General features: G+C 26.1%; 20 protein-coding genes and 1 tRNA gene. 18 read left to right on the forward strand and 3 right to left on the reverse strand.

Translation table 11 applies throughout. The features are described 5' to 3' along the window. The first annotated feature begins 8 nt into the window (after positions 1-8). From selB to I2H23_RS00475, 9 genes are all read left to right on the forward strand, one after another. Entirely contained in the window at positions 9-1,898 is a 1,890-nt protein-coding gene (gene selB / locus I2H23_RS00440; RefSeq protein WP_166504904.1) for a selenocysteine-specific translation elongation factor, read from the forward strand. A gap of 14 nt (positions 1,899-1,912) precedes the next feature. Then, on the forward strand, positions 1,913-2,587 hold the full coding sequence (locus I2H23_RS00445; RefSeq protein WP_092927201.1) for a uracil-DNA glycosylase: 675 nt from the start codon (positions 1,913-1,915) through the stop codon (positions 2,585-2,587). 170 nt (positions 2,588-2,757) lie between these two features. Next, positions 2,758-3,072, forward strand: a complete 315-nt coding sequence (locus I2H23_RS00450; RefSeq protein ID WP_092927199.1) for a rhodanese-like domain-containing protein — start codon at positions 2,758-2,760, stop codon at positions 3,070-3,072. A gap of 357 nt (positions 3,073-3,429) precedes the next feature. Beyond that, positions 3,430-3,526: transfer RNA gene (locus I2H23_RS00455), tRNA-Sec, on the forward strand. Between the two features lie 348 nt (positions 3,527-3,874). Then, positions 3,875-4,582, forward strand: coding sequence for a tRNA threonylcarbamoyladenosine dehydratase (locus I2H23_RS00460; RefSeq protein WP_092927197.1), 708 nt, complete (start codon positions 3,875-3,877; stop codon positions 4,580-4,582). A 145-nt stretch (positions 4,583-4,727) separates the two neighbouring features. Next, entirely contained in the window at positions 4,728-5,045 is a 318-nt protein-coding gene (trxA, locus tag I2H23_RS00465) for a thioredoxin (RefSeq protein ID WP_092927195.1), read from the forward strand. Positions 5,046-5,064: 19 nt separating this feature from the next. Next, positions 5,065-5,154 (forward strand): FAD-binding protein, encoded by a 90-nt coding sequence (locus I2H23_RS15675; RefSeq protein WP_330383778.1) that lies wholly within the window; start codon positions 5,065-5,067, stop codon positions 5,152-5,154. Positions 5,155-5,272: 118 nt separating this feature from the next. Further along, positions 5,273-5,677: an FAD-dependent oxidoreductase gene (locus tag I2H23_RS00470; RefSeq protein WP_330615146.1), complete on the forward strand. Its 405-nt coding sequence runs from the start codon at positions 5,273-5,275 to the stop codon at positions 5,675-5,677. Positions 5,678-5,865: 188 nt separating this feature from the next. Next, positions 5,866-6,198 (forward strand): winged helix-turn-helix transcriptional regulator, encoded by a 333-nt coding sequence (locus I2H23_RS00475; protein ID WP_092927193.1) that lies wholly within the window; start codon positions 5,866-5,868, stop codon positions 6,196-6,198. A 55-nt stretch (positions 6,199-6,253) separates the two neighbouring features. Here I2H23_RS00475 and I2H23_RS00480 read toward each other — a convergent pair whose 3' ends face one another. Beyond that, positions 6,254-7,096, reverse strand: coding sequence for a ComEC/Rec2 family competence protein (locus tag I2H23_RS00480; RefSeq protein WP_195236819.1), 843 nt, complete (start codon positions 7,094-7,096; stop codon positions 6,254-6,256). A 189-nt stretch (positions 7,097-7,285) separates the two neighbouring features. Here I2H23_RS00480 and I2H23_RS00485 point away from each other — a divergent pair, with 189 nt between their 5' ends. Then, on the forward strand, positions 7,286-8,191 hold the full coding sequence (locus I2H23_RS00485; protein ID WP_092927189.1) for a DUF2156 domain-containing protein: 906 nt from the start codon (positions 7,286-7,288) through the stop codon (positions 8,189-8,191). A gap of 1 nt (position 8,192) precedes the next feature. After that, positions 8,193-9,350 carry a GNAT family N-acetyltransferase gene (locus I2H23_RS00490; protein WP_195580844.1) on the forward strand — a complete coding sequence of 386 codons (1,158 nt, stop codon included), beginning with the start codon at positions 8,193-8,195 and terminating at the stop codon, positions 9,348-9,350. Between the two features lie 228 nt (positions 9,351-9,578). Here the strand turns inward: I2H23_RS00490 and I2H23_RS00495 are convergent, their stop codons facing one another. Next, the gene (locus I2H23_RS00495; RefSeq protein ID WP_195580845.1) at positions 9,579-11,225 is read right to left on the reverse strand and encodes an EAL domain-containing protein; all 1,647 of its coding nucleotides are present in this window, start codon (positions 11,223-11,225) and stop codon (positions 9,579-9,581) included. A 611-nt stretch (positions 11,226-11,836) separates the two neighbouring features. On the opposite strand from I2H23_RS00495, the gene I2H23_RS00500 reads away from it, so the two are divergent. Both I2H23_RS00500 and holA read left to right on the forward strand, forming a co-directional pair. Then, positions 11,837-13,102: a ComEC/Rec2 family competence protein gene (locus I2H23_RS00500; protein ID WP_195580846.1), complete on the forward strand. Its 1,266-nt coding sequence runs from the start codon at positions 11,837-11,839 to the stop codon at positions 13,100-13,102. Further along, on the forward strand, positions 13,071-14,123 hold the full coding sequence (holA, locus tag I2H23_RS00505) for a DNA polymerase III subunit delta (RefSeq protein WP_092927181.1): 1,053 nt from the start codon (positions 13,071-13,073) through the stop codon (positions 14,121-14,123). The genes I2H23_RS00500 and holA overlap by 32 nt, the downstream gene beginning before the upstream one ends. A 148-nt stretch (positions 14,124-14,271) precedes the next feature. Here the strand turns inward: holA and rpsT are convergent, their stop codons facing one another. Next, positions 14,272-14,538, reverse strand: a complete 267-nt coding sequence (gene rpsT, locus I2H23_RS00510; protein ID WP_092927179.1) for a 30S ribosomal protein S20 — start codon at positions 14,536-14,538, stop codon at positions 14,272-14,274. 279 nt (positions 14,539-14,817) lie between these two features. Between rpsT and gpr the strand changes: the two genes are divergently transcribed. From gpr to I2H23_RS00535, 5 genes are all read left to right on the forward strand, one after another. After that, positions 14,818-15,774, forward strand: a complete 957-nt coding sequence (gene gpr / locus I2H23_RS00515) for a GPR endopeptidase (protein ID WP_195580847.1) — start codon at positions 14,818-14,820, stop codon at positions 15,772-15,774. Between the two features lie 12 nt (positions 15,775-15,786). Beyond that, the gene (gene spoIIP, locus I2H23_RS00520; protein ID WP_195580848.1) at positions 15,787-16,728 is read left to right on the forward strand and encodes a stage II sporulation protein P; all 942 of its coding nucleotides are present in this window, start codon (positions 15,787-15,789) and stop codon (positions 16,726-16,728) included. Between the two features lie 9 nt (positions 16,729-16,737). Next, positions 16,738-16,998 carry a hypothetical protein gene (locus tag I2H23_RS00525; protein ID WP_195580849.1) on the forward strand — a complete coding sequence of 87 codons (261 nt, stop codon included), beginning with the start codon at positions 16,738-16,740 and terminating at the stop codon, positions 16,996-16,998. Positions 16,999-17,131: 133 nt separating this feature from the next. Then, positions 17,132-18,937, forward strand: a complete 1,806-nt coding sequence (lepA, locus tag I2H23_RS00530) for a translation elongation factor 4 (RefSeq protein ID WP_166504910.1) — start codon at positions 17,132-17,134, stop codon at positions 18,935-18,937. Positions 18,938-19,114: 177 nt separating this feature from the next. Next, the gene (locus tag I2H23_RS00535; protein WP_195580850.1) at positions 19,115-20,431 is read left to right on the forward strand and encodes an APC family permease; all 1,317 of its coding nucleotides are present in this window, start codon (positions 19,115-19,117) and stop codon (positions 20,429-20,431) included. Positions 20,432-20,568: the final 137 nt, after the last annotated feature.

A 20,568-nucleotide genomic window follows, 5' to 3' on the forward strand; every position in this document is an offset into this window, starting at 1 on the left:
AGATTAACATGAAAAATATAGTAATAGGTACAGCAGGTCATATAGACCATGGAAAAACTACCCTTATAAAAGCACTTACAGGAAGAGAAACAGATACTTTAGCAGAAGAAAAAAAGAGAGGAATATCAATAAATTTAGGATTTACATATTTTGATTTGCCGAGCAAAAAAAGAGCAGGTATAGTTGATGTTCCAGGGCATGAAAAATTTATAAAAAACATGCTTGCAGGAGCATCTGGTTTAGACATGGTTTTATTTGTAATTGGAGCTGACGAAGGTGTAATGCCTCAAACTATTGAGCATTTAGATATATTAAAATTTTTAAATGTCAAAAATGGAATAATAGTTTTAACAAAATGTGATACAGTAGATGAAGAATTTATAGAATTAGTAAAAGAAGATGTAATAGAAAAGGTAAAAGGAACTTTTCTTGAAGATGCAGATATAATAGAAGTTGATTCTATATCTAAAAGGGGTATAGATAAACTTATAAACAAAATTGATGAAATAAGTAAAGATATAGAAGATAATGATATAAGTTCACCTGCAAGGCTTAATATAGATAGAGTATTTTCTGTAAAAGGATTTGGAACTGTAATAACAGGGACCCTAACAGAAGGAAAAATAAGTGTTGAAGATGATTTAATGCTATATCCTTCAAATATAGAAACGAAAATAAGAAGTATTCAAGTTCATGGCGAAAATGTAAACACTGCTTATGCAGGACAAAGAACTGCAATAAATATATCTAATGTCAAAGTTGAAGATCTAAAAAGAGGAGATGTTTTAGGTGCAAAAAATTCTTTAGAAGAATCCATGATGTTAGATGTTAAAATATCTATTGTAAATCATTCAAACAAAAGCTTAAAACATTGGGATAGGTTAAGGCTTTACCATGGTACAAAAGAAATTTTGTGCAGGGCAGTACCATTAGACAAAGAAATAATAAACTCATCAGAAGATGGATATGTACAATTAAGATTAGAAGAAAGTATAGTAGCTAAAAAAGGAGATAAATTTGTTATTAGAAGTTATTCACCTATGGAAACTATAGGTGGAGGAACTATAATAGACACAAACCCTAAAAAGCATAAAAAATTTGATACAAACGTTATAAATTCATTAAAGATAAAAGAAAAAGGTGAATTAAAAGATATATTAGAAGAGTATCTTAAAAAAAATACTGAAATATATCCAAGTAAAAAAGAGATAATGGCCTATATTGGAGAAAATGAAGAAAATGTAGATAAAGCTTTACAAGAGCTTATAAATATGGATAAAGCTATCTGTATAAATAGTATGTATATGCATATTAATAAATATGAGACTCTAAAATCTAAAAGTGTAGACTTACTTACTAAGTATCATAAATCTTACAGACTTAGAAATGGTATGGTAAAAGAAGAGTTTAGATCTAAAGTTGAAGGTAAGTTTAAGACTAAGGAGATGGACTTATTAATAGATAAGTTAAGTAAAGAAAAAGTAGTAAAAGTAAACGATAATTTAATATCTTTATATGAATTTGAAGTAAGGTTAAACTCAAAGCAGCTAGAAATAAAAAACACTATAAAAAATCAGTTAAATTCTAGCATGAATAAATCAGAAAATATATTAACAATAGATGGTATATGTAACAAAAATAAATTTTATGAAGAAGTATTAGAATCTATGATAGGACAAGAAGTAGAACAATTAGATGAAAAGCATGTTATTGATAAAGAGCTGTATGAAACACTAAAAAATAATTTGATTAATTATTTAAAAGAAAATAAAGAAATAACTTTAGGCGAATACAGAGACTTACTTAATTCTAGCCGAAAAAATTGTGTGATATTATTAGAAAACTTTGATAGAAATAAAATAACTAAGAGAAAAGAAAATAGCAGAGTACTATTTTAGATAAGGGTGACAAAATGGTAAATTTAAATAATGACTGGGACGAATTATTAAAAGAAGAATTTAAAAAAGATTACTATTTAAAATTAAGAGAATTTTTAAAAAAAGAATATAGCGAAAGAATAATATACCCAAATATGAATAATATATTTGAAGCTTTAAAGCATACATCATATAAAGATACAAAAGTACTTATACTAGGACAAGATCCTTATCATGGTGAAAATCAAGCACATGGACTGGCTTTTTCAGTGCAACCAGGAGAAAAAATACCACCATCTTTATTAAATATATATAAAGAGTTAAATAGTGAATTAGGATGTTTTATACCAAACAATGGTTATTTAATTCCGTGGGCAGATCAAGGTGTATTACTATTAAATACAGCTCTAACAGTTAGAGCTCATGAAGCTAATTCTCACAAAGGGAAGGGATGGGAAATTTTCACTGATGAAATAATAAGAATTTTAAATAATAGAAAAGACCCTGTAATATTTATATTATGGGGAGCAAATGCAAGAAGCAAAAAGGCGCTTATAACTTCTAATCATCATTATATATTAGAATCTCCTCATCCAAGTCCCTTATCTGCAAGAAGAGGATTCTTTGGATGTAACCATTTCTTAGAAACTAATAAAATATTAAAATCAATAGGTAAAAGCCCTATACAGTGGCAAATACCTAATATATAAAAATAACTACACCTATATAGGTGTAGTTATTTTGTTAATAAAGAATATATGATTATAGATAAAATCAATAAATATTTGTCAAAATATAATTAGATATATAATATTAACTTTAACTATGTAACTTATTGTGAAAAAAATCATAATATATTAAATAAGAGAGGAGGCTGTATATGAGTATATATATATTAGAATCAGAAAAAATAAAGTCAATGATAGATAACAATGAATTCGATCTTATTATAGATATTAGAAATGAAGAATATTACCTAAATGGTCATTTGCCAAAGGCTATAAATATACCAATGAATGAGATAAATGATGAGATGGATTTCTTGGCAGATTACAAGGATAAGAAAATATTATTATATTGTGGAATAGGGAGCCAAAGTAAAGCTACATGTAAGGTATTAAGTATAAATGGATTTAATAAATTATATAGTTTATTTGGAGGTATAAAAGGCTATAAATATGAACTTGAAAAATAACGAAAATATTAAGAATAAATGATATAATAAGATGTGCTAGAATTATTGAAAAAACTTACTAAGCACATTTTATTTTTATCAAATTGATATTATATATTAAAAAGTCACAATTTAAATGGTAAATATCTATTAGAAATGCAATATAAATATTATCTGATTAAATAATAGTACAGAGATTCATAGTTTACAATTAAAATAAACTATGAACTTAATTTTTTATTAAAATATATTGCATAAAGATTGTTAATAGAGTATATTTATGGTATAATTACAAATTATTAAGGTATTAAAAATACTTTTATGTCAATATAATAAAATATGCATAGAAATATGATATTTTTATTAAATGATTAATATGGGGATGGATGAGTGCCGGTGTGCTCTCTAGTCTTCAAAACTAGTATGAGGGGTTAAGAGCCTCTTAGGTGGGTTCGACTCCCACGCATTCCCGCCAATTTGTGAGAACTCTTATGAGTTCTTTTTTTATTATAAGAGTACATTAAATTACTATACAATAAATATATATAAATGTTTAATATAAAAATGATTTTATGTTTTATTGAATTATTTTTATTTATATCTTTTAAAATTCGTACAATTAAATTATAATTATCATTATATTTAATTTTAACATAATAAAAAATACAATCAGTTATCGTATAAAAATAAATAATAAGATTAAATGATGAAACTAATAATAAGTTAAAAGGTAGATTTATAAATTTTATGTAAATCTCATTATATAACTTGGTAGAATATATTTTTTTAAAACAATAATAAATAATTTCAGGAGAAATAAGATATGGAAAAAAACTTTACAACTAGAACCGGTCTAATAATAGGACAAGAAGGTATAGAGAAACTAAAAAATTCAAATGTAATAGTATTTGGAGTTGGAGGAGTAGGTAGTTTTGCAGCAGAGGCTATAGCAAGAGCAGGAGTAGGAAATCTTACTATAGTAGACTTTGATGATGTAGATATAACTAATATAAATAGACAACTTCCAGCACTACACTCAACTGTAGGTAGAGATAAAGTTGATGTTATGAAAGAAAGGATACTTGATATAAATCCAGATATAAATATAAAAGCTATAAAAAGTTTATATAATGAAGAAACAAGTGAAGAACTATTAAGTGAAAAGTATGATTATGTAGTAGATGCAATAGATATGGTTAGTTCTAAAATACATTTAATAGAAACTTGCAAAAAGAAGGGACTTGAAATAATAAGTTCTATGGGAATGGGAAATAAATTAGATCCAACTAAAATAGTAGTTACAGATGTGCATAAAACAACTATGTGCCCATTAGCTAAGGTGATGAGAAAAGAACTAAGAGATAGAAAAATAAAAAAATTAAAGGTAGTATTTTCAACTGAAAAGCCAAGAGAGCTTAAAGAAAAAATAATGAATGGCAAAAAGGTTACACCAGGAAGTGTTTCATTTGTACCATCTGTTGGAGGTCTAGTTATAGCATCTGTTGTTATAAATGATTTAATAAATAAATAACATAAAAAAGAAGAATGCTTTGTGTTCTTCTTTTTTATTTTTTAAAAAGTTATATTTATAGGTGGTTACAAATAAGTAACTAATTGTTATAAGAAACTATAGTTGGTATAGTATATTTATCAAAATAAACAAAGGAGATAATGTAATGACTAGAATAATAAATACAGAAGAATTTGTTAATGAGGTAGAATTATCAAATGAAACAACAGTGGTAGATTTTTTTGCAACTTGGTGTGGACCATGTAAGATGTTATCACCAATATTTGAAGGATTAGAACAAGATATGAAAGAAGATGCAAAATTTTTAAAGGTTGATATAGATAAAAGTTTAGAATTAGCTAGACAATTTGAGATACATACTGTACCAACAGTTATAGTTTTTAAAGAAGGAAAAGAAGTAGATAGATTAGTAGGGTTTATACCAAAACAAAAATTAGAAGAAATTGTTAAATCACATATATAAAAATAAGAAAGTAAGTAATATGAGATATGATATAGCAATAGTAGGTAGTGGATCAGCAGGTATGGCTGCTGCATTAAATGCTAAAATAAGAAATAAAAATAAAAGGTGAAGAAAAATATCTAGTAAAAGGTGTAGGATATTGTGAAACTTGTGATGCGGGATTATATAGAGATAAAGTAGTTGCAGTAGTAGGATACAATCATGAAGGAGAAGAAGATGCAAACTTCTTGAGTGAAATAGCTTCAAAGATATATTATATACCAATGTATAAATTAACTAATTCACTAGATTCATCTATAGAAATAATTAACGATAAACCTTTAGAAATAAAAGGAGAAAAAACAGTTAATAAATTAGTTCTAAAAAATACAGAACTATATGCAGATGGTATATTTATTATGGAGGATAGTGTATCGCCAAGTTATATGGTACCAGGGTTAGAAGTTGAAGGACCTCATATAAAAGCAGATAGAGAAATGAAAACTAATGTAGAATGGTTATATGCAGCTGGAGATTGTGCAGGTAAGCCATATCAATATCTAAAGTCATCAGGAGAAGGTCAAATGGCGGTATCAAGTGCAATATCTCACTTAGACAAATTGAGAATAAACCAAATGAGTTTACAGAAATAATAAAAAACCTACGGTATAATTTACTTATCCATAGGTTTTTTTATTATTAAAAAAATTTAAATCGTTAAAAAATTTAAAGAGATAATATCTAAAATAAATTAAAGTAAAATTTAAAAGATTAAAATTGGACAAAATAGAAATAATATTATAACTTAATATATACAAAGATTTAATAAGGAGGACAAAAAATGTACAATATAAGTGATATGGTATATGATTGCCCCGTTGAAGCATTAGCTAGTATATTAGGTAAAAAATGGGTTGGGGGAATTATATGGGCTATACAAGATGATAAAGTAAGATTTGGTGATTTACAAAGGAAGATGAATAAATGTAGCAAGAAAATGCTAATCCAGCAGCTAGATTTATTAATAGAAAATAATATTATTATAAATGATAAAAAATTAATAAAAAATACTGTTGAATCTACGTATTATCTTAGCGAATCAGGGTTAGCACTTTTAAATGTAATGGCAAAAATGATAGAGTGGAGTAATCAACACATAACTTGTGAAGAATAAAATTGCATAGTTACTAAAAAGTAACTAATTGATATAAATATAATGTATTGTTATATTATTTATGGGTATTATATTCGTAGTTATTTTTAGTGTAGATAATGTCTCCATCACTATAAAAAACAATATCACCTAAAATGTCAGTTCTGTAAACTAGGGTATTTTTATTAGAAAGATTTTCTAATATATTTCTGTGAGGATGTCCATATTGGTTTTTATAACCACAAGATATAACAGCTATATCTGGATTAACTTCATCTAAGAATAGATCACTACTTGAAGAGCTACTGCCGTGATGGCCTACCTTTAAAAAATCTATATCCTTAATATCAAATGAATTTATAATATCAATTTCATTTGGTTCTTCAGCATCACCAGTAAATAAAAATGATTTGTTCAGGTAAGATAGCTTAAATACTATAGAATTTAAATTGCTATCTTTTTGTATAAAAGAAGGACTTAACACTGATAAAATTATATTATCTTCTACATGCAAAGTATCATTTTTATACAGGTAATTTATAGATAGATTTTTATTAGAACATGCTGATATTAAGTTTGAGTAGGAAGTTGAATCATGCTTATATTCAGGCATATAAATAGATTTAACTTTGAAGTTATTAATTATGTTATCAAGACCACCGATATGGTCTGAATCATGGTGTGTAGCTATTAAATAGTCTATAACATCTACATTTTGTTTTTTGAGATATCTTTTGACTATGTTATCACTATCTTCGTCTCCACCGTCAATTAAGATATTTTTATTATATGGTGTTTGGATTAGAATGCTATCGCCTTGTCCAACATCGATAATATGAATTTCTAAATGAGAAACTTTGTCACAACCAGATAAAAGTGATATTATAATAAGTATTAGCGAGAAAATTATACTTCTCAAGTGATAAACCACCTCACTTAAATGTTTATTAAAAAATAATTTGGGTAATATAAGTTAATATTGATTATTATGTTAAGATTTTAAACAAAAAAATAAAGAAAAATTCAACTTTAGAGATTTTTAAAGTTATACATAGATAAAAATTATGAAAGTCAAGATTATACAGAAGATAGTAAACAGGAGGAAGTTATGTTTTTTAAAGAAATAGATATAAATGCAAAAAAGGAATTAGATCCATATTTTGATTTGGTAGACTATGAAGCATGTGAGTATTGTTTTGCTACATTATATATGTGGCAACATGTTTACAAAACAAGTTATTATACACAAGAAGATTTCGCAGTATTAGTTGGTGAATACGAAGGAGATAGTTTCTCTATATTACCATTAACTAAAAAAGAGAATTTAAACAAAGTTATAGATTTTGTTATAGAATATTTTGAAAAAGAAAATAAGAAAATATATTTAAGGGGTGTAACAAAAGAGGTAATAGAAGCACTTAAAGAAGATTTTAAAGATAGATTTGAATATATAGAAGAAAGAGATTTATTTGATTATATATATGAAGGAGAGAGCTTAAGAACTTTAGGGGGAAGAAAAAATCAAAAGAAGCGAAATCATATAAATTACTTCTTAAAGGAATATGAAGGAAGATTTGAATATAAGCTTTTAGATAAAGAAAACTTTGGGGAGTGTCTAAATTTACTAAAAGAGTGGAGTATAAATAAGGAAGAACACAATGAATTTGATGAAGGTATGGATGATGAGTTAATAGGAATAAAAAAAATATTTGATAGCTATGACATACTAAAAGATAGAGTAAAAATAGCTGGTATATATGTAGATGGAAAGTTAGAGGCATTTACAATAGGAGAACTTTTAAATAAAAACATGGCACTAGTTCATATAGAAAAAGCGAATCCAGATATAAGAGGCTTATATCCTTATATAAATCAACAATTTATAGTAAATGAATTTCCAGATGTAGAATTTGTAAATAGAGAAGAAGATATGGGTATAGAAGGCCTTAGAAAAGCTAAATTATCATATCACCCATGTAAATTTGTTGAAAAGTATACTGTTAGGGAGAAATAATATGAATATAAGATATGCCAAAGACAATGATATAGATAGTATAAAAGATATATGGAATTATTGTTTTAATGATGAAGAAGGTTTCGTAGATTACTACTTTAATTATAAATATAAAAATTATAATACAGTTGTCATAGAAGAAGATGAAAATATAGTTTCTTCTCTTCAACTAAATCAATATAAGTTAAAATTAAATAGCAAAATATACGATACATCATATGTTGTAGGAGTATCAACATTCCCAGAAGCAAGAGGGATGGGATATATGAAAAATATCATGGAATTTTCTCTTAATGAAATGTACAATAAAGGTCAATTTGTATCTATATTAATGCCTATTGATTATAGATTATATAGAAAATATGGATATGAACAATGTTACGATCAGATAGAATACAACTTAGATGTAGAAGAATTAAAGAACTTTAAAATAAAAGGAAAGATGATAAAAGCAAAGGATTCTAACATTAAAGATTTAATAAATATAAGTAATTCTTTTCTTAAGGATACAAATGGAAATATAGAAAGAGATCAAGCATACTATGAAAACTTATTTAAAGAAGTAAAAAGTGAAAATGGTCATATATATATTCATGAAGATGAAAAAGCAAAAGGATATATAATATATTTTTTAAATGGAGATAATATGTTTGTAAGAGAAATATATTATAAAAATATAGATTCTCTAAAAACTATGCTTAAGTTTATATATAATCATAATACGCAATGTAAGAAAGTTACTATATCAGCTCCTATAAATGATAAGATAAGATTTATACTAGATAATCCTAAAACGTCAGACATAAAAATTAAGCCTTTTATGATGGGAAGAATAATAAATTTAAAAGGATATTTAGAAAGTTTAAATATAGAAAGTGACTTAAGCTTAAGTGCTAATATAGAAGTTGAAGATAAGTTTATAAAAGAAAATAATGGAATATTTAATATAAAATTAGAAAATAAAAAAATTTATGTTGAAAAAATACAATCTGAAGCTGATGTTAAATTTAACATAAACACAATAACTCAGTTAGGATTTTCATATATAGACATAGAAGATGCTTTAATTATAAATAATAATAAAGCTAGTGATAATGTTATAAAGCTGTTTAAAACTATATTTGATAAGAAAGATAATTATATAAATGAATATGTATAAAAGATGCTAAATTTTATATTAAATATATTTAATAGTATATAATAGATGGATTACTAAGGTTTAGATGGAATGAATTTGATAATAAAAAAATTACTTAGATATAAAAGCATAATCTTAGAATTATAGATAATATACCTATATCAGTGTGTAAATTGGGAAGATCTAATTATATAAAAGGAGCTGACTTTGTCAGCTCCTTTTTGATTTATATTGTTGTTTTATTAAATTTTATTCTTTGCTTATTTTAATTAAAGCTATATCCTCTTTATCTTGAGGCTGTGCATAAAAATATCCTTGTATAAATATATTATCACTATCTATATTTTTTATAATATCTACTTGCTCTTTATTTTCAACACCTTCTGCGATTATCTTAGTGCCAGATAATTTGCAAATTTTACTTAAAAATATTATAAGCTCATAATTAAAATTACCTTCTTTAATCTCATCTATAAAATATTTATCTATTTTAACAACATCAAAATCAAATTTAGATAATATATCTAGATTTGAATATTGAATACCAAAATCATCAGCAGCTATTTTTATATTTTTACTTTGCAAAAACTCCATTCCGCTTTTTATTTGTTTAAAGTCACCTGATTCTATATTTTCAACAATTTCAAAAACAATTTTTTTCGATTTAAAATCATTGTCATTATCAATTATATAATTAACTTTTTCTAAGAATTCTTTGCTCCTTATTTCATTGTATGATATATTTATAGAAATATAAAACTCCTCATTTTTTAAGTTTGTATTTAGCTTAAACCATTTATAATCTTCTAATACAGTTTTAAATATCCATATTGATAATTCTTCTGTCATATTACATTTTTCAATATCACTTATAAAAAAATAAGGAGAGATTATTTTTCCATCAGGGTTTATGTATCTAATTAAAGCTTCAAATCCTACAACTTTATCGTTTTTAGGATTAATTATAGGTTGATAATAAAGTTTATACCTATTTTTTGATAAGTTTTCCTTTATATTTTTTCTTAATTTATTTACCTTTATAGCTGGTATTATATGCTTTATCAATATAAATAAAACACATGTTGATGCTATAATAGATAAGGTTACTATTTCTTTTGAGTTTATACCTTTAAAAAAATAATTTAGATGTATTTTTTCCAATTCATTTTTTTCATGTTTAGTAGAGTTTTCTAGTGAGTTATCAATCTCTTCTATAATCCATTTACTATTTTTTGATGCTGTTATATATACAGGTCCTGGTGAAAATTCATAGATTTTTTTAAATCTACTTAATTTCTTTTGATTTACAGGAGCTATAATTGCTACTACAGATTTATCTTTTAGCATATCTATTATTTGATCTAAATTTTCTCCCCATACAAGTATTGGCTTTGTTCCTTTTCTTTTTAACTCATCCATTAACCATTTAGATTCATATTCACTTTTTATAAAAGCAACTTTCTTATTATTAAGAGATTTTATATCTTTATAATCTTTATTAACGTAAACTCCTAATAGTTCAGTACCTATAGTTTCTTTAGAATAAATAAGCTTATCTTTTCTTTCATTGGTGTAATGAAGTCCAATCATCATATCGATTTTATTTTCTTCTAAATCTTCAATTAAAGAAGGAATGTTACCTTTTACATATTTAACTTTTACTTTTTTATTTATAGGCAATTTTTTATTTATATTAAAAATAATCTTGTCTAAAATATCCTTGTAATAACCTTCTACTTTACCATTTGGTTTTATATTAAAATATGGATCTAAATCATACACTCCTACTTTTACAGTTCTATCTTTTTCATTGGCATATAAAGTATTGTAGCTTGATATAGTTATTAAAAATACTATAATTAAAATTAATATACTTTTAATTTTGTGTTTTCCCATAGTAAATAATCTCCTTTTGCCCTTAAAAATATAATTCATAAAGTAGTGACCATAAACTTGTATTTTACTTAATTTAACTATATAAAAATTCTTATATGCTTTACACCCATTTTAATTTACTCCATATTAAAAATTAATATCTATCAAGCCCTTTATATTTATTAAAATATATTTCTTACTAATCACCCTTTATTTACCTTATTTTACCTTATATTTATTTTAGCACTTTCATACAAAAATTTTCATATATTTTATTTATTTTGTAATTTAATTTCATATTTTAGTTATATTACAATAATATTGTCGATTTAAAAACTTTACTTGAAATTTCATTATTATAAATAAAAAATCACTGATAGATAGTTCAAAAATCATTTATCTATTTTTATTGAGAATGCTTGGTTTTAACCTATATTTTAGTATATTTTTTATGAGTACTAAATTTTATGTAATTTGAATCTATGTAAATATTAGAGGAAAGATGTATTTTCTTGGTTGAAGAATAGTCTGAAACTAACGGTAAGTAAATTAAGTATAAGTTAATTATAAGAAATTAGTTTATAAAATATAAAATTTGAATATAATCAAGATAAAAACCAGCAGGAGGAAAAATGAGAAGGCCGCTTCTTATAATATTTATATTAGTATTAATAGTGTCATACCCTATAACTAATATTTTTTGTGAAGATGTTTATGAAGATAAATCTAATATAAATTTAATAGGTATAGTTAAAGGGAAAAAAACAAAAGCGAAATACGATGAATATATAATAGATAAATTCTTAGTAAGAGATTATACCAAGAGAAAAAATATTATGGTTGGATTAAAAGTAAATGTAGATGGAAAATTTAATTCTCTAAATAGTATGAAGTTTGATGATTTTGATTATGGTAAGTACTTGAGAAGCAATGGATATGAAGGAGTAATAAATTTAAATGATTATAAAGTTATAGGTGAAAGTAAGATTTTTAAATATTTAGGAAGATTAAAAATATATATAAGAAGTACAACTAGATATTTATACAAAGTTAATTCTGATTTTATAAATTCTTTGATATTAGGTGAAAAATATGAAATGACTAGTGAGCAAAAAGAAGTTTTTTCAAGAACAGGAACAAGTCATATAATTGCTATATCAGGACTTCATACGGGGATTTTATGTGTTTTTATAGCAATTTTAATAGGCAAAATTAATAAATATTATAAATTAATAATACTTATATCTCTACTAACACTTTACTCTATGATGATTGATAAGTCACCATCTATAATTAGAGCTATATTTTTTACTGCTATATTATACTTATCCATATTTACTGATAGGAAGAAAGATGGTATAAGTACATTATCATTCATAGGCATATTTTTAGTAATAAATAACCCATATATTATATATAATATATGTTTCCAATTGTCTTTTCTTTCTACATTGTCTATAATATACTTTTACGGATATATAAATAAGAGCATCAATATGAGTTTAGTTTCAATAACTATAGCATCAAATATATTAACATTACCGATTATATATTATAATTTTAATGGAATACCAATAAGTTCAATAATTAGTAATATTATAATAGTTCCTTTTATAGGCATTATTATGTATATGAGTATTGTAAGTGTAATTTTATTTAATGTAAACATGGGTATTTCTAAGCTTATAGCGTATTTTAATAATATTATAATAGATAATATATATTATATATTAAATAAAATAAGTGAGTTGGATTTTTTGTATTTAGAGATTGTAAATCCAAATTTGATATATGTAATAATTTACTATGTTGTAGTTTTTTCATATATGATATATAAAGAAATGAAAGTTATGAAGGAGCAGGCAAATGAATTACAAGGATATTATAGGCAATATTAAAAATAGAAACTTTGAAAATGTATATCTTTTTTATGGAAAAGAATATTATTTAATAGAAAATGCAATAAAAGTATTTAAAGAAAGTTTAAGCGAAGGAATGCTTGATTTTAACTTAGATATAATAGATGGAAGGGAAACTGCTATAGATCAGGTTATAAGTTCTATAGAGACACTCCCTTTTATGGATGATAAAAAAATAGTAATAGTAAAAGATTTTGAATTATTAAAAGGTAAAAAGAAGAACTTTAGCGATAGTGATGAAAAGTATTTTATAGACCATATAGATAATATACCAGATACAACTGTTTTAGTATTTATAGTATATGGGGATATAGATAAAAGAAAGTCACTAGTAAAAAAGATAGATAAAAAAGGAATAGTATTTAATTGTGATAAATTATCTGATATGGACTTATTTAAATGGGTTAGAAAAAAATTTGAACTCAATAATGTAATAGTAGAGAACTCTGAGATAATGTATTTTATAGAACAAGAAGGATATAGGGATAAAAGTAGTGAAAAAACATTATCGGATTTAGAAAATGAAATAAATAAAATAAGTTCGTTTGTAGGAAAGGGAAATATTGTAAGTAGAGAAGTAATAGATAAACTTTCCCAAAAGAAGGTAGAAAATGATATATTTAAGTTAATAGATTATATAGGTGAAAAAAATTCATCTAATGCCATGAAAATATTAAACGATATGATAAATGAAGGTGAATCTGTTTTAGGGATATTTTCTATGATAGCAAGACAGTTTAAAGTAGTTGTACAATCAAGAAAATTACAAAGTGATGGGTACACATCAAAAGTAATAGCTGAAAAACTGAAAATTCATCCATTTGTAGCTACGAAAGCTATAAAACAAAGTAGAAACTTTTCAGATGAAATAATAATAGATATGTTAAATTATATATTAGAATGTGATTATAAGATAAAAAATGGGTTAATTAGGGATACATTAGCAGTAGAGATGCTTGTTAGTAAATATTGTAAAAGAGAATTTAATAATGTAATATAAATGAACTCTAAATAGGGTTCATTTTTTATTTCTATATAAAAAATTTAGATATATATTGGTGAAATTTTATAAGGTAATTTTGAATTTTGAGCAAAACAAAAAACCCTTGAAATAAATCAAGGGTTTAAATCTATACTTAAACGGTTAATTAAGCGTTCATTCCGTTTAACTTTTGAGCTAACTTAGCAACTTTTCTAGCTGCAGCGTTCTTGTGTATAGTTCCTTTTGAAGCTACTTGTTGTATCTTCTTTTGAGCGAATTGGAATCTTTGAGTAGCTTCCTCTCTGTTTCCTGCAGTAACAGCTTCTTCGAATCTTCTTATTGCAGTTTTAACTTGAGATTTTCTAGCTCTATTTAAAGCAGTTTTCTTTTCGATAACTTTTATTCTCTTCTTAGCTGATTTTATGTTTGCCACCGTGGTTCACCCCCTCGTTTACTTTATTATCTTATTCATCGTCAACATATTAGATTTTAACAGAAATAAATCTAAAAATCAAGGATAATTATTTATAAGTTTATAATATCTTTTTGTTTTGACTTTTTAGATTATAACCTATATAAAAATAATTTACAACATCCAAATTAAATATTCAAAGATTTATAAATTTAAACTTTTTAAATATGATTTGGTTTTAAAATACTAAAAACTGTCAACAATTATAAGTATCATTTAAATTACACCTGGAGGTTTAGTATGATTAATATAAGAACAGATTTAGCACTAGAAGCAAGTGAAGTAGTTCAGGAAAGTCAAGAACCAAAAGAAATACCTGGAGTTAAATTAGATAAAAAGGAATTAGACAATGCAACAGTAACAATAGTTGAGATTATAAATGAACAAGGCGCAGAAATAATGAATAAAGGAATAGGAAAATATGTAACCTTAGAAAGTAATCTAATGAAATTTGATGATGATGAATCAAGAGAAGAGGTTATAACATACTTAAAAGATGAACTTGTAGATATATTAGGTACTGACAAAACTAAAAAAACATTAGTTATAGGGTTAGGAAATTGGAATATAACATCAGATGCTTTAGGTCCTAAGTCAGTTTCTAAGACTTTAGTAACAAGACATATATTTAAAAATTATAATAAGGATTATGATGATGATTTTACAGAAGTATCAGCTCTAAGCCCTGGGGTAATGGGACTTACTGGTATAGAAACAAGTGAAACTGTAAAGTCATTAGTAGATAGAATAAAACCAGACAGAGTTATTGCAATAGATGCATTAGCATCTAGAAAAATGGAAAGAGTAAATCAAACTATTCAAATATCAACAGCAGGGATATCTCCTGGAGGGGGAGTCGGAAATAAAAGAAAAGCTTTAAATAAAGAATATCTAGGTATAGATGTTATAGCGATTGGAGTTCCAACAGTAGTAGATGCAGCAACATTAACTAGTGATGTATTAGATTTGGCAATAGACAATCTTATAAATCAATCAGAGAATGCAGATAATTTCTATAATATGTTAAAAAAGCTTAAAGAAGAAGAAAAGTATCATCTTATTAAAGAATCATTAGAACCATATGATAAAAATCTTATAGTTACACCAAAAGACATAGACGAAACAATAGAAAACCTATCTATAATAATAAGCGAGGGCTTAAATAGGTCTCTTCATCCGGGAAGGATAACCAAGTAAGGAGGAGAAAATATGTTTAATAAACGCATTAAGACATTTATCATGTCATGTGTGTTAATTTGTATTTTACCAACAGTCTCATATGCCATAAGTAAAGATGATTTTCTAAAATTCTTAGTGAACTCATCATATCCAGAGGCTAAAGAAGAAGTAAAAGAAGACGAAAAAAAAGAAAGTACTAGTAAAGATGAAGAATATATAGAGTTCTTTATAGGAGAAGAAAATATACCTACTATAAAGGAAGAAAATAATAGTGATGAAGAAGGAAGCAAAGAGACTTCAAATGAAGTAGCATTAAATTACACAAATAATATAAGAATAACAAGAGAAAAACCAACAATGATGATATATCATTCTCATGCATCCGAAAGTTATTCAGATTATCCAGAAAATAATTATAGATGTCAAGATAATAATAAGTCGATAGTATCTGTTGGGAGTCTTTTAACAGAAGAATTAAACAAAAAAGGATGGGGTGTAGTTCATAGTACAAAGTATCATGATTTCCCAGATTATAACTCATCTTATTCAAATAGTTTAAAAACTATAAATAGCATAATGAGTGAACATAACAGCATAGATATAGCCATTGATTTACATAGAGATGCTAGAACATTAGATACAAAGGCAAAAAAAGATAAAGAAACTAATAGAATGGTTGCCAATTATAATGGTGAAGAAGTAGCTAAGTTTTTATTTGTAGTTGGACAAAGAAATCCAAATGTAAAAGAAGTAAGAGCACTAGCTAATGATATTACAAATTTTGCAAAACAAAAGTACCCAGACTTAGTTTTACCAGTAATAGAAAAACCATATGGTAAATTTAATCAGTATGTAGCTGATAATCATATTCTTATAGAAGTAGGAAGTAATGGGACAACCTTAGAACAGGCTCAAAATAGTGTAAAATATATAGCTAATATACTAGATGAATATTTTAAAGAAAAGAAGTAGACTTGAAGTATGAGTAGAGTTGAAAGAAATATACAAAAAAAAATAAAAAAAAGAAAAAGAAAATTCATAAGTAAAGTACTGTTTATATTGATTATGACTGCAAACTTATTTATATGTATATTTACAATAAATCAAAGTGCCAAAAGTATGTTAGGTGAGGATACATATAATATAGAAGAAAATATTAAAGATTTACAAAAATTTATAGAAGATAAGTTAGGGATACTTTCAGATAACACTAAAAAACTAATCTCTCAACTTAATATATAGTAAAAAATAAGACTTATAGGCACTTAAGTCTTATTTTTTGTCCTTATTATTTACATAAATGCGGATATATTATAAAATAAAAGTTATGATAAATAAGAATAAAATTTTTAAGTATTAAAAAGGAGGAATAAAGGTGGACAGTAAACAAAGTAGAACTAGAAACTTTAGTATAATAGCGCATATAGACCATGGTAAGTCTACCTTAGCAGATAGATTAATACAAAAAACTGGACTTGTTAGTGAAAGAGAAATGAAAGATCAATTACTAGATAATATGGATCTTGAAAGAGAAAGAGGAATCACTATAAAGTTACAAAATATTAGATTAGTTTATAAGGCTAAGGATGGAAATGAATATTATTTAAATCTTATAGATACTCCAGGACATGTTGACTTTAACTATGAGGTTTCAAGAAGTTTAGCAGCTTGTGAAGGTGCATTATTAGTAGTAGATGCAGCACAAGGTGTTGAAGCTCAAACATTAGCTAATGTTTATTTAGCATTAGATCAAGACTTAGAAATACTACCAGTTATAAATAAGATAGATCTTCCAAGTGCTAGACCAGATGAAATAAAAACAGAAATAGAAGATATAATAGGACTTGATGCAAGTGATGCACCTTTAATATCAGCTAAAAGTGGTCTAAATATAGAAGATGTATTAGAAGCCATAGTAGAAAAAGTACCAGCACCACAAGGTGATAAAGATGCTCCTTTAAAAGCTTTAATATTTGACTCATATTACGATGCATATAAAGGTGTTGTAGCGTATGTTAGAGTTTATGAAGGAACTGTTAAAAAAGGTATGACTATAAAAATGATGAATACTAACAAAAAGTTTGAAGTAACTGAAGTTGGTGTTATGGCTCCTGGTCAAAGAGAACTTGATGAGTTAGCTGCAGGAGATGTTGGATACATAGCTGCAAGTATAAAAGATATAAGAAGTTGTCAAGTTGGTGATACAATAACAGATGCAAATAATCCAACTGATGAACCTATGCCAGGATATAAAAAAGCTACTCCAATGGTTTATTGTGGTATATACCCAGGTGAAGGTGAAAAGTACGAAAACGTAAGAGATGCATTAGAAAAGATGCAAATAAATGATGCAGCGCTAGAATTTGAGGCTGAAACTTCAGCTGCATTAGGATTTGGATTTAGATGTGGATTCTTAGGGCTACTTCATATGGAAATAATCCAAGAAAGATTAGAAAGAGAATATGACTTAAACTTAGTAACAACAGCACCATCTGTTATATACAGAGTCACTAAAAATGATGGGGAAGTTGTAATGATACAAAATCCAACAAACTTACCAGAACCATCAGAAATAAATATGATAGAAGAGCCAATCGTTAAAGGTGATATAATAGTCCCTAAAGATTATGTCGGTACTGTTATGGAGCTTTGTCAAGAAAGACGTGGAACAATGATAAATATGGAATACATAGATGAAAAGAGAGTTATGCTTCACTATGACTTACCACTAAATGAAGTTGTTTACGATTTCTTTGATGCATTAAAGTCTAGGACAAGAGGATATGGATCTTTAGATTATGAAATTAAGGGATACACTCCTTCTAAGCTTGTTAAGCTTGATATATTAATAAATAAAGAGCAAGTAGATGCACTTAGCTTTATAGTACATGAATCTCGTGCTTATCCAAGAGGTAAAGCTATGTGTGAAAAGCTAAAAAATGAAATACCAAGACATCAGTTTGCAGTTCCTATACAAGCAGCTGTTGGAAATAAAGTTGTTGCCAGAGAAACTATAAGTGCACTTAGAAAAGACGTTTTAGCTAAGTGTTATGGAGGAGATATATCTCGTAAGAAGAAACTTCTTGAAAAGCAAAAAGAAGGTAAGAAGCGTATGAGACAAATCGGATCTGTAGAAGTTCCTCAAAAGGCCTTTATGTCAGTATTAAAATTAGATGAATAATAATTAAAGTCAAAGGATTTTTCCTTTGACTTTTTTAATTATAAGTCATATTAACTAAAATATTGTGTAAAACCTGTCCTCGTATCTAAATTCTAATAATAGATAAAAACTTGGGAATACTAAAAAATGCAAAGTATACAAAATATCATAAATATAAATAGTACAAGGAGGATATATATGAGTGACAAGCTTAATAGTACTATAGGACTATCAGCAGCTCTTTCAACAGTTGTTGGTATGGTTATAGGGTCTGGAGTATTTTTTAAGCCTCAAGCAATATACACGGCAACTAATGGTGCACCAGGTCTTGGTATAATAGCATGGATATTAGGTGGTATTATAACTATTACAGCAGGATTAACTGCAGCTGAAATATCAGCAGCCATACCTAAAACTGGTGGAATGATGACTTATCTCAGTGAAATATATGGAGAAAAAATAGGATTCTTGACAGGATGGATGCAAACAGTATTATATTTTCCAGGTACTATTGCAGCGCTTGCAGTTATATTTTCGCAACAGGTATCAGAACTTATGGGGTATGGTCCGCAAAATATGGTAGTAGTTTTACCAGCATCTTTAGGAATAATAATATTTATAGCTTTGCTAAATACAGTAGGATCATCTTTTGGTGGATTTATACAAACTGTATCTACTATCTGTAAGTTATTACCTTTAATACTTATAATAATATTTGGATTTATAAAAGGAAATGGAAACCCAATATTAATACCATTAGTAGGAGGTGAAACTACTGTCATAGGATCTTTAGGACAAGTATTAATAGCTACACTATTTGCTTATGATGGTTGGATAAATGTTGGAGCTATAGCTGGTGAAATGAAAAGTCCAGAAAAAAATTTACCTCTAGCTATAGTTGGAGGTTTATCAATAGTTATGGCTGTATATATATTGATAAACTTAGCATATTTATGGGTAGCGCCAGCATCAGAACTTGCTACATCAGTAGCTCCAGCTGCACTTGTCGCACAAAAAATATTTGGAAATACGGGTGGAAAATTAATATCCATAGGTATACTAATATCAGTATTTGGTGCTCTAAATGGATATTTACTTACAGCACCTAGGGTACCATATGTACTTTCAAAAGAGGGATTATTACCAGGATCAAAAATATTTTCTAAGTTAAATAAAGGTGGTTCTCCATACAACTCTATTTGGTTAATAGCCGGTCTTGGATGTATATATGCTTTATCTGGACAATTTAACCTGTTAAGTGATCTAACTATATTTATAATATGGGTATTTTATATATTTACTTTCTATGGAGTAGTTAAGCTTAGAAAAGAAAAACCAGATATGGTAAGACCTTATAAGGTTCCATTATACCCAATTGTTCCTATTGTTGCTATACTAGGTGGACTTTTTGTTATAATAAATCAATTAATAACAATGACTTTAGTTTCATTAGGAGAAATAATAGTTACACTTATTGGTTTACTAGTATATTCTTATAAAATTAAATCTAGATAAGTAAAAGGCATCTTTACATTTAGGTGCCTTTTATCTATTTTAAATTAATAAAGCATTTTTAAATAGATAACAACTATCACATATATATTGTTATAATATAGTAAAATATATTTAATAATGTAAGCAATATATGAATA

This window comes from Romboutsia sp. BSD2780061687b_171204_C1, assembly GCF_015560225.1.
GTDB lineage: Bacteria > Bacillota > Clostridia > Peptostreptococcales > Peptostreptococcaceae > Romboutsia_C > Romboutsia_C hominis.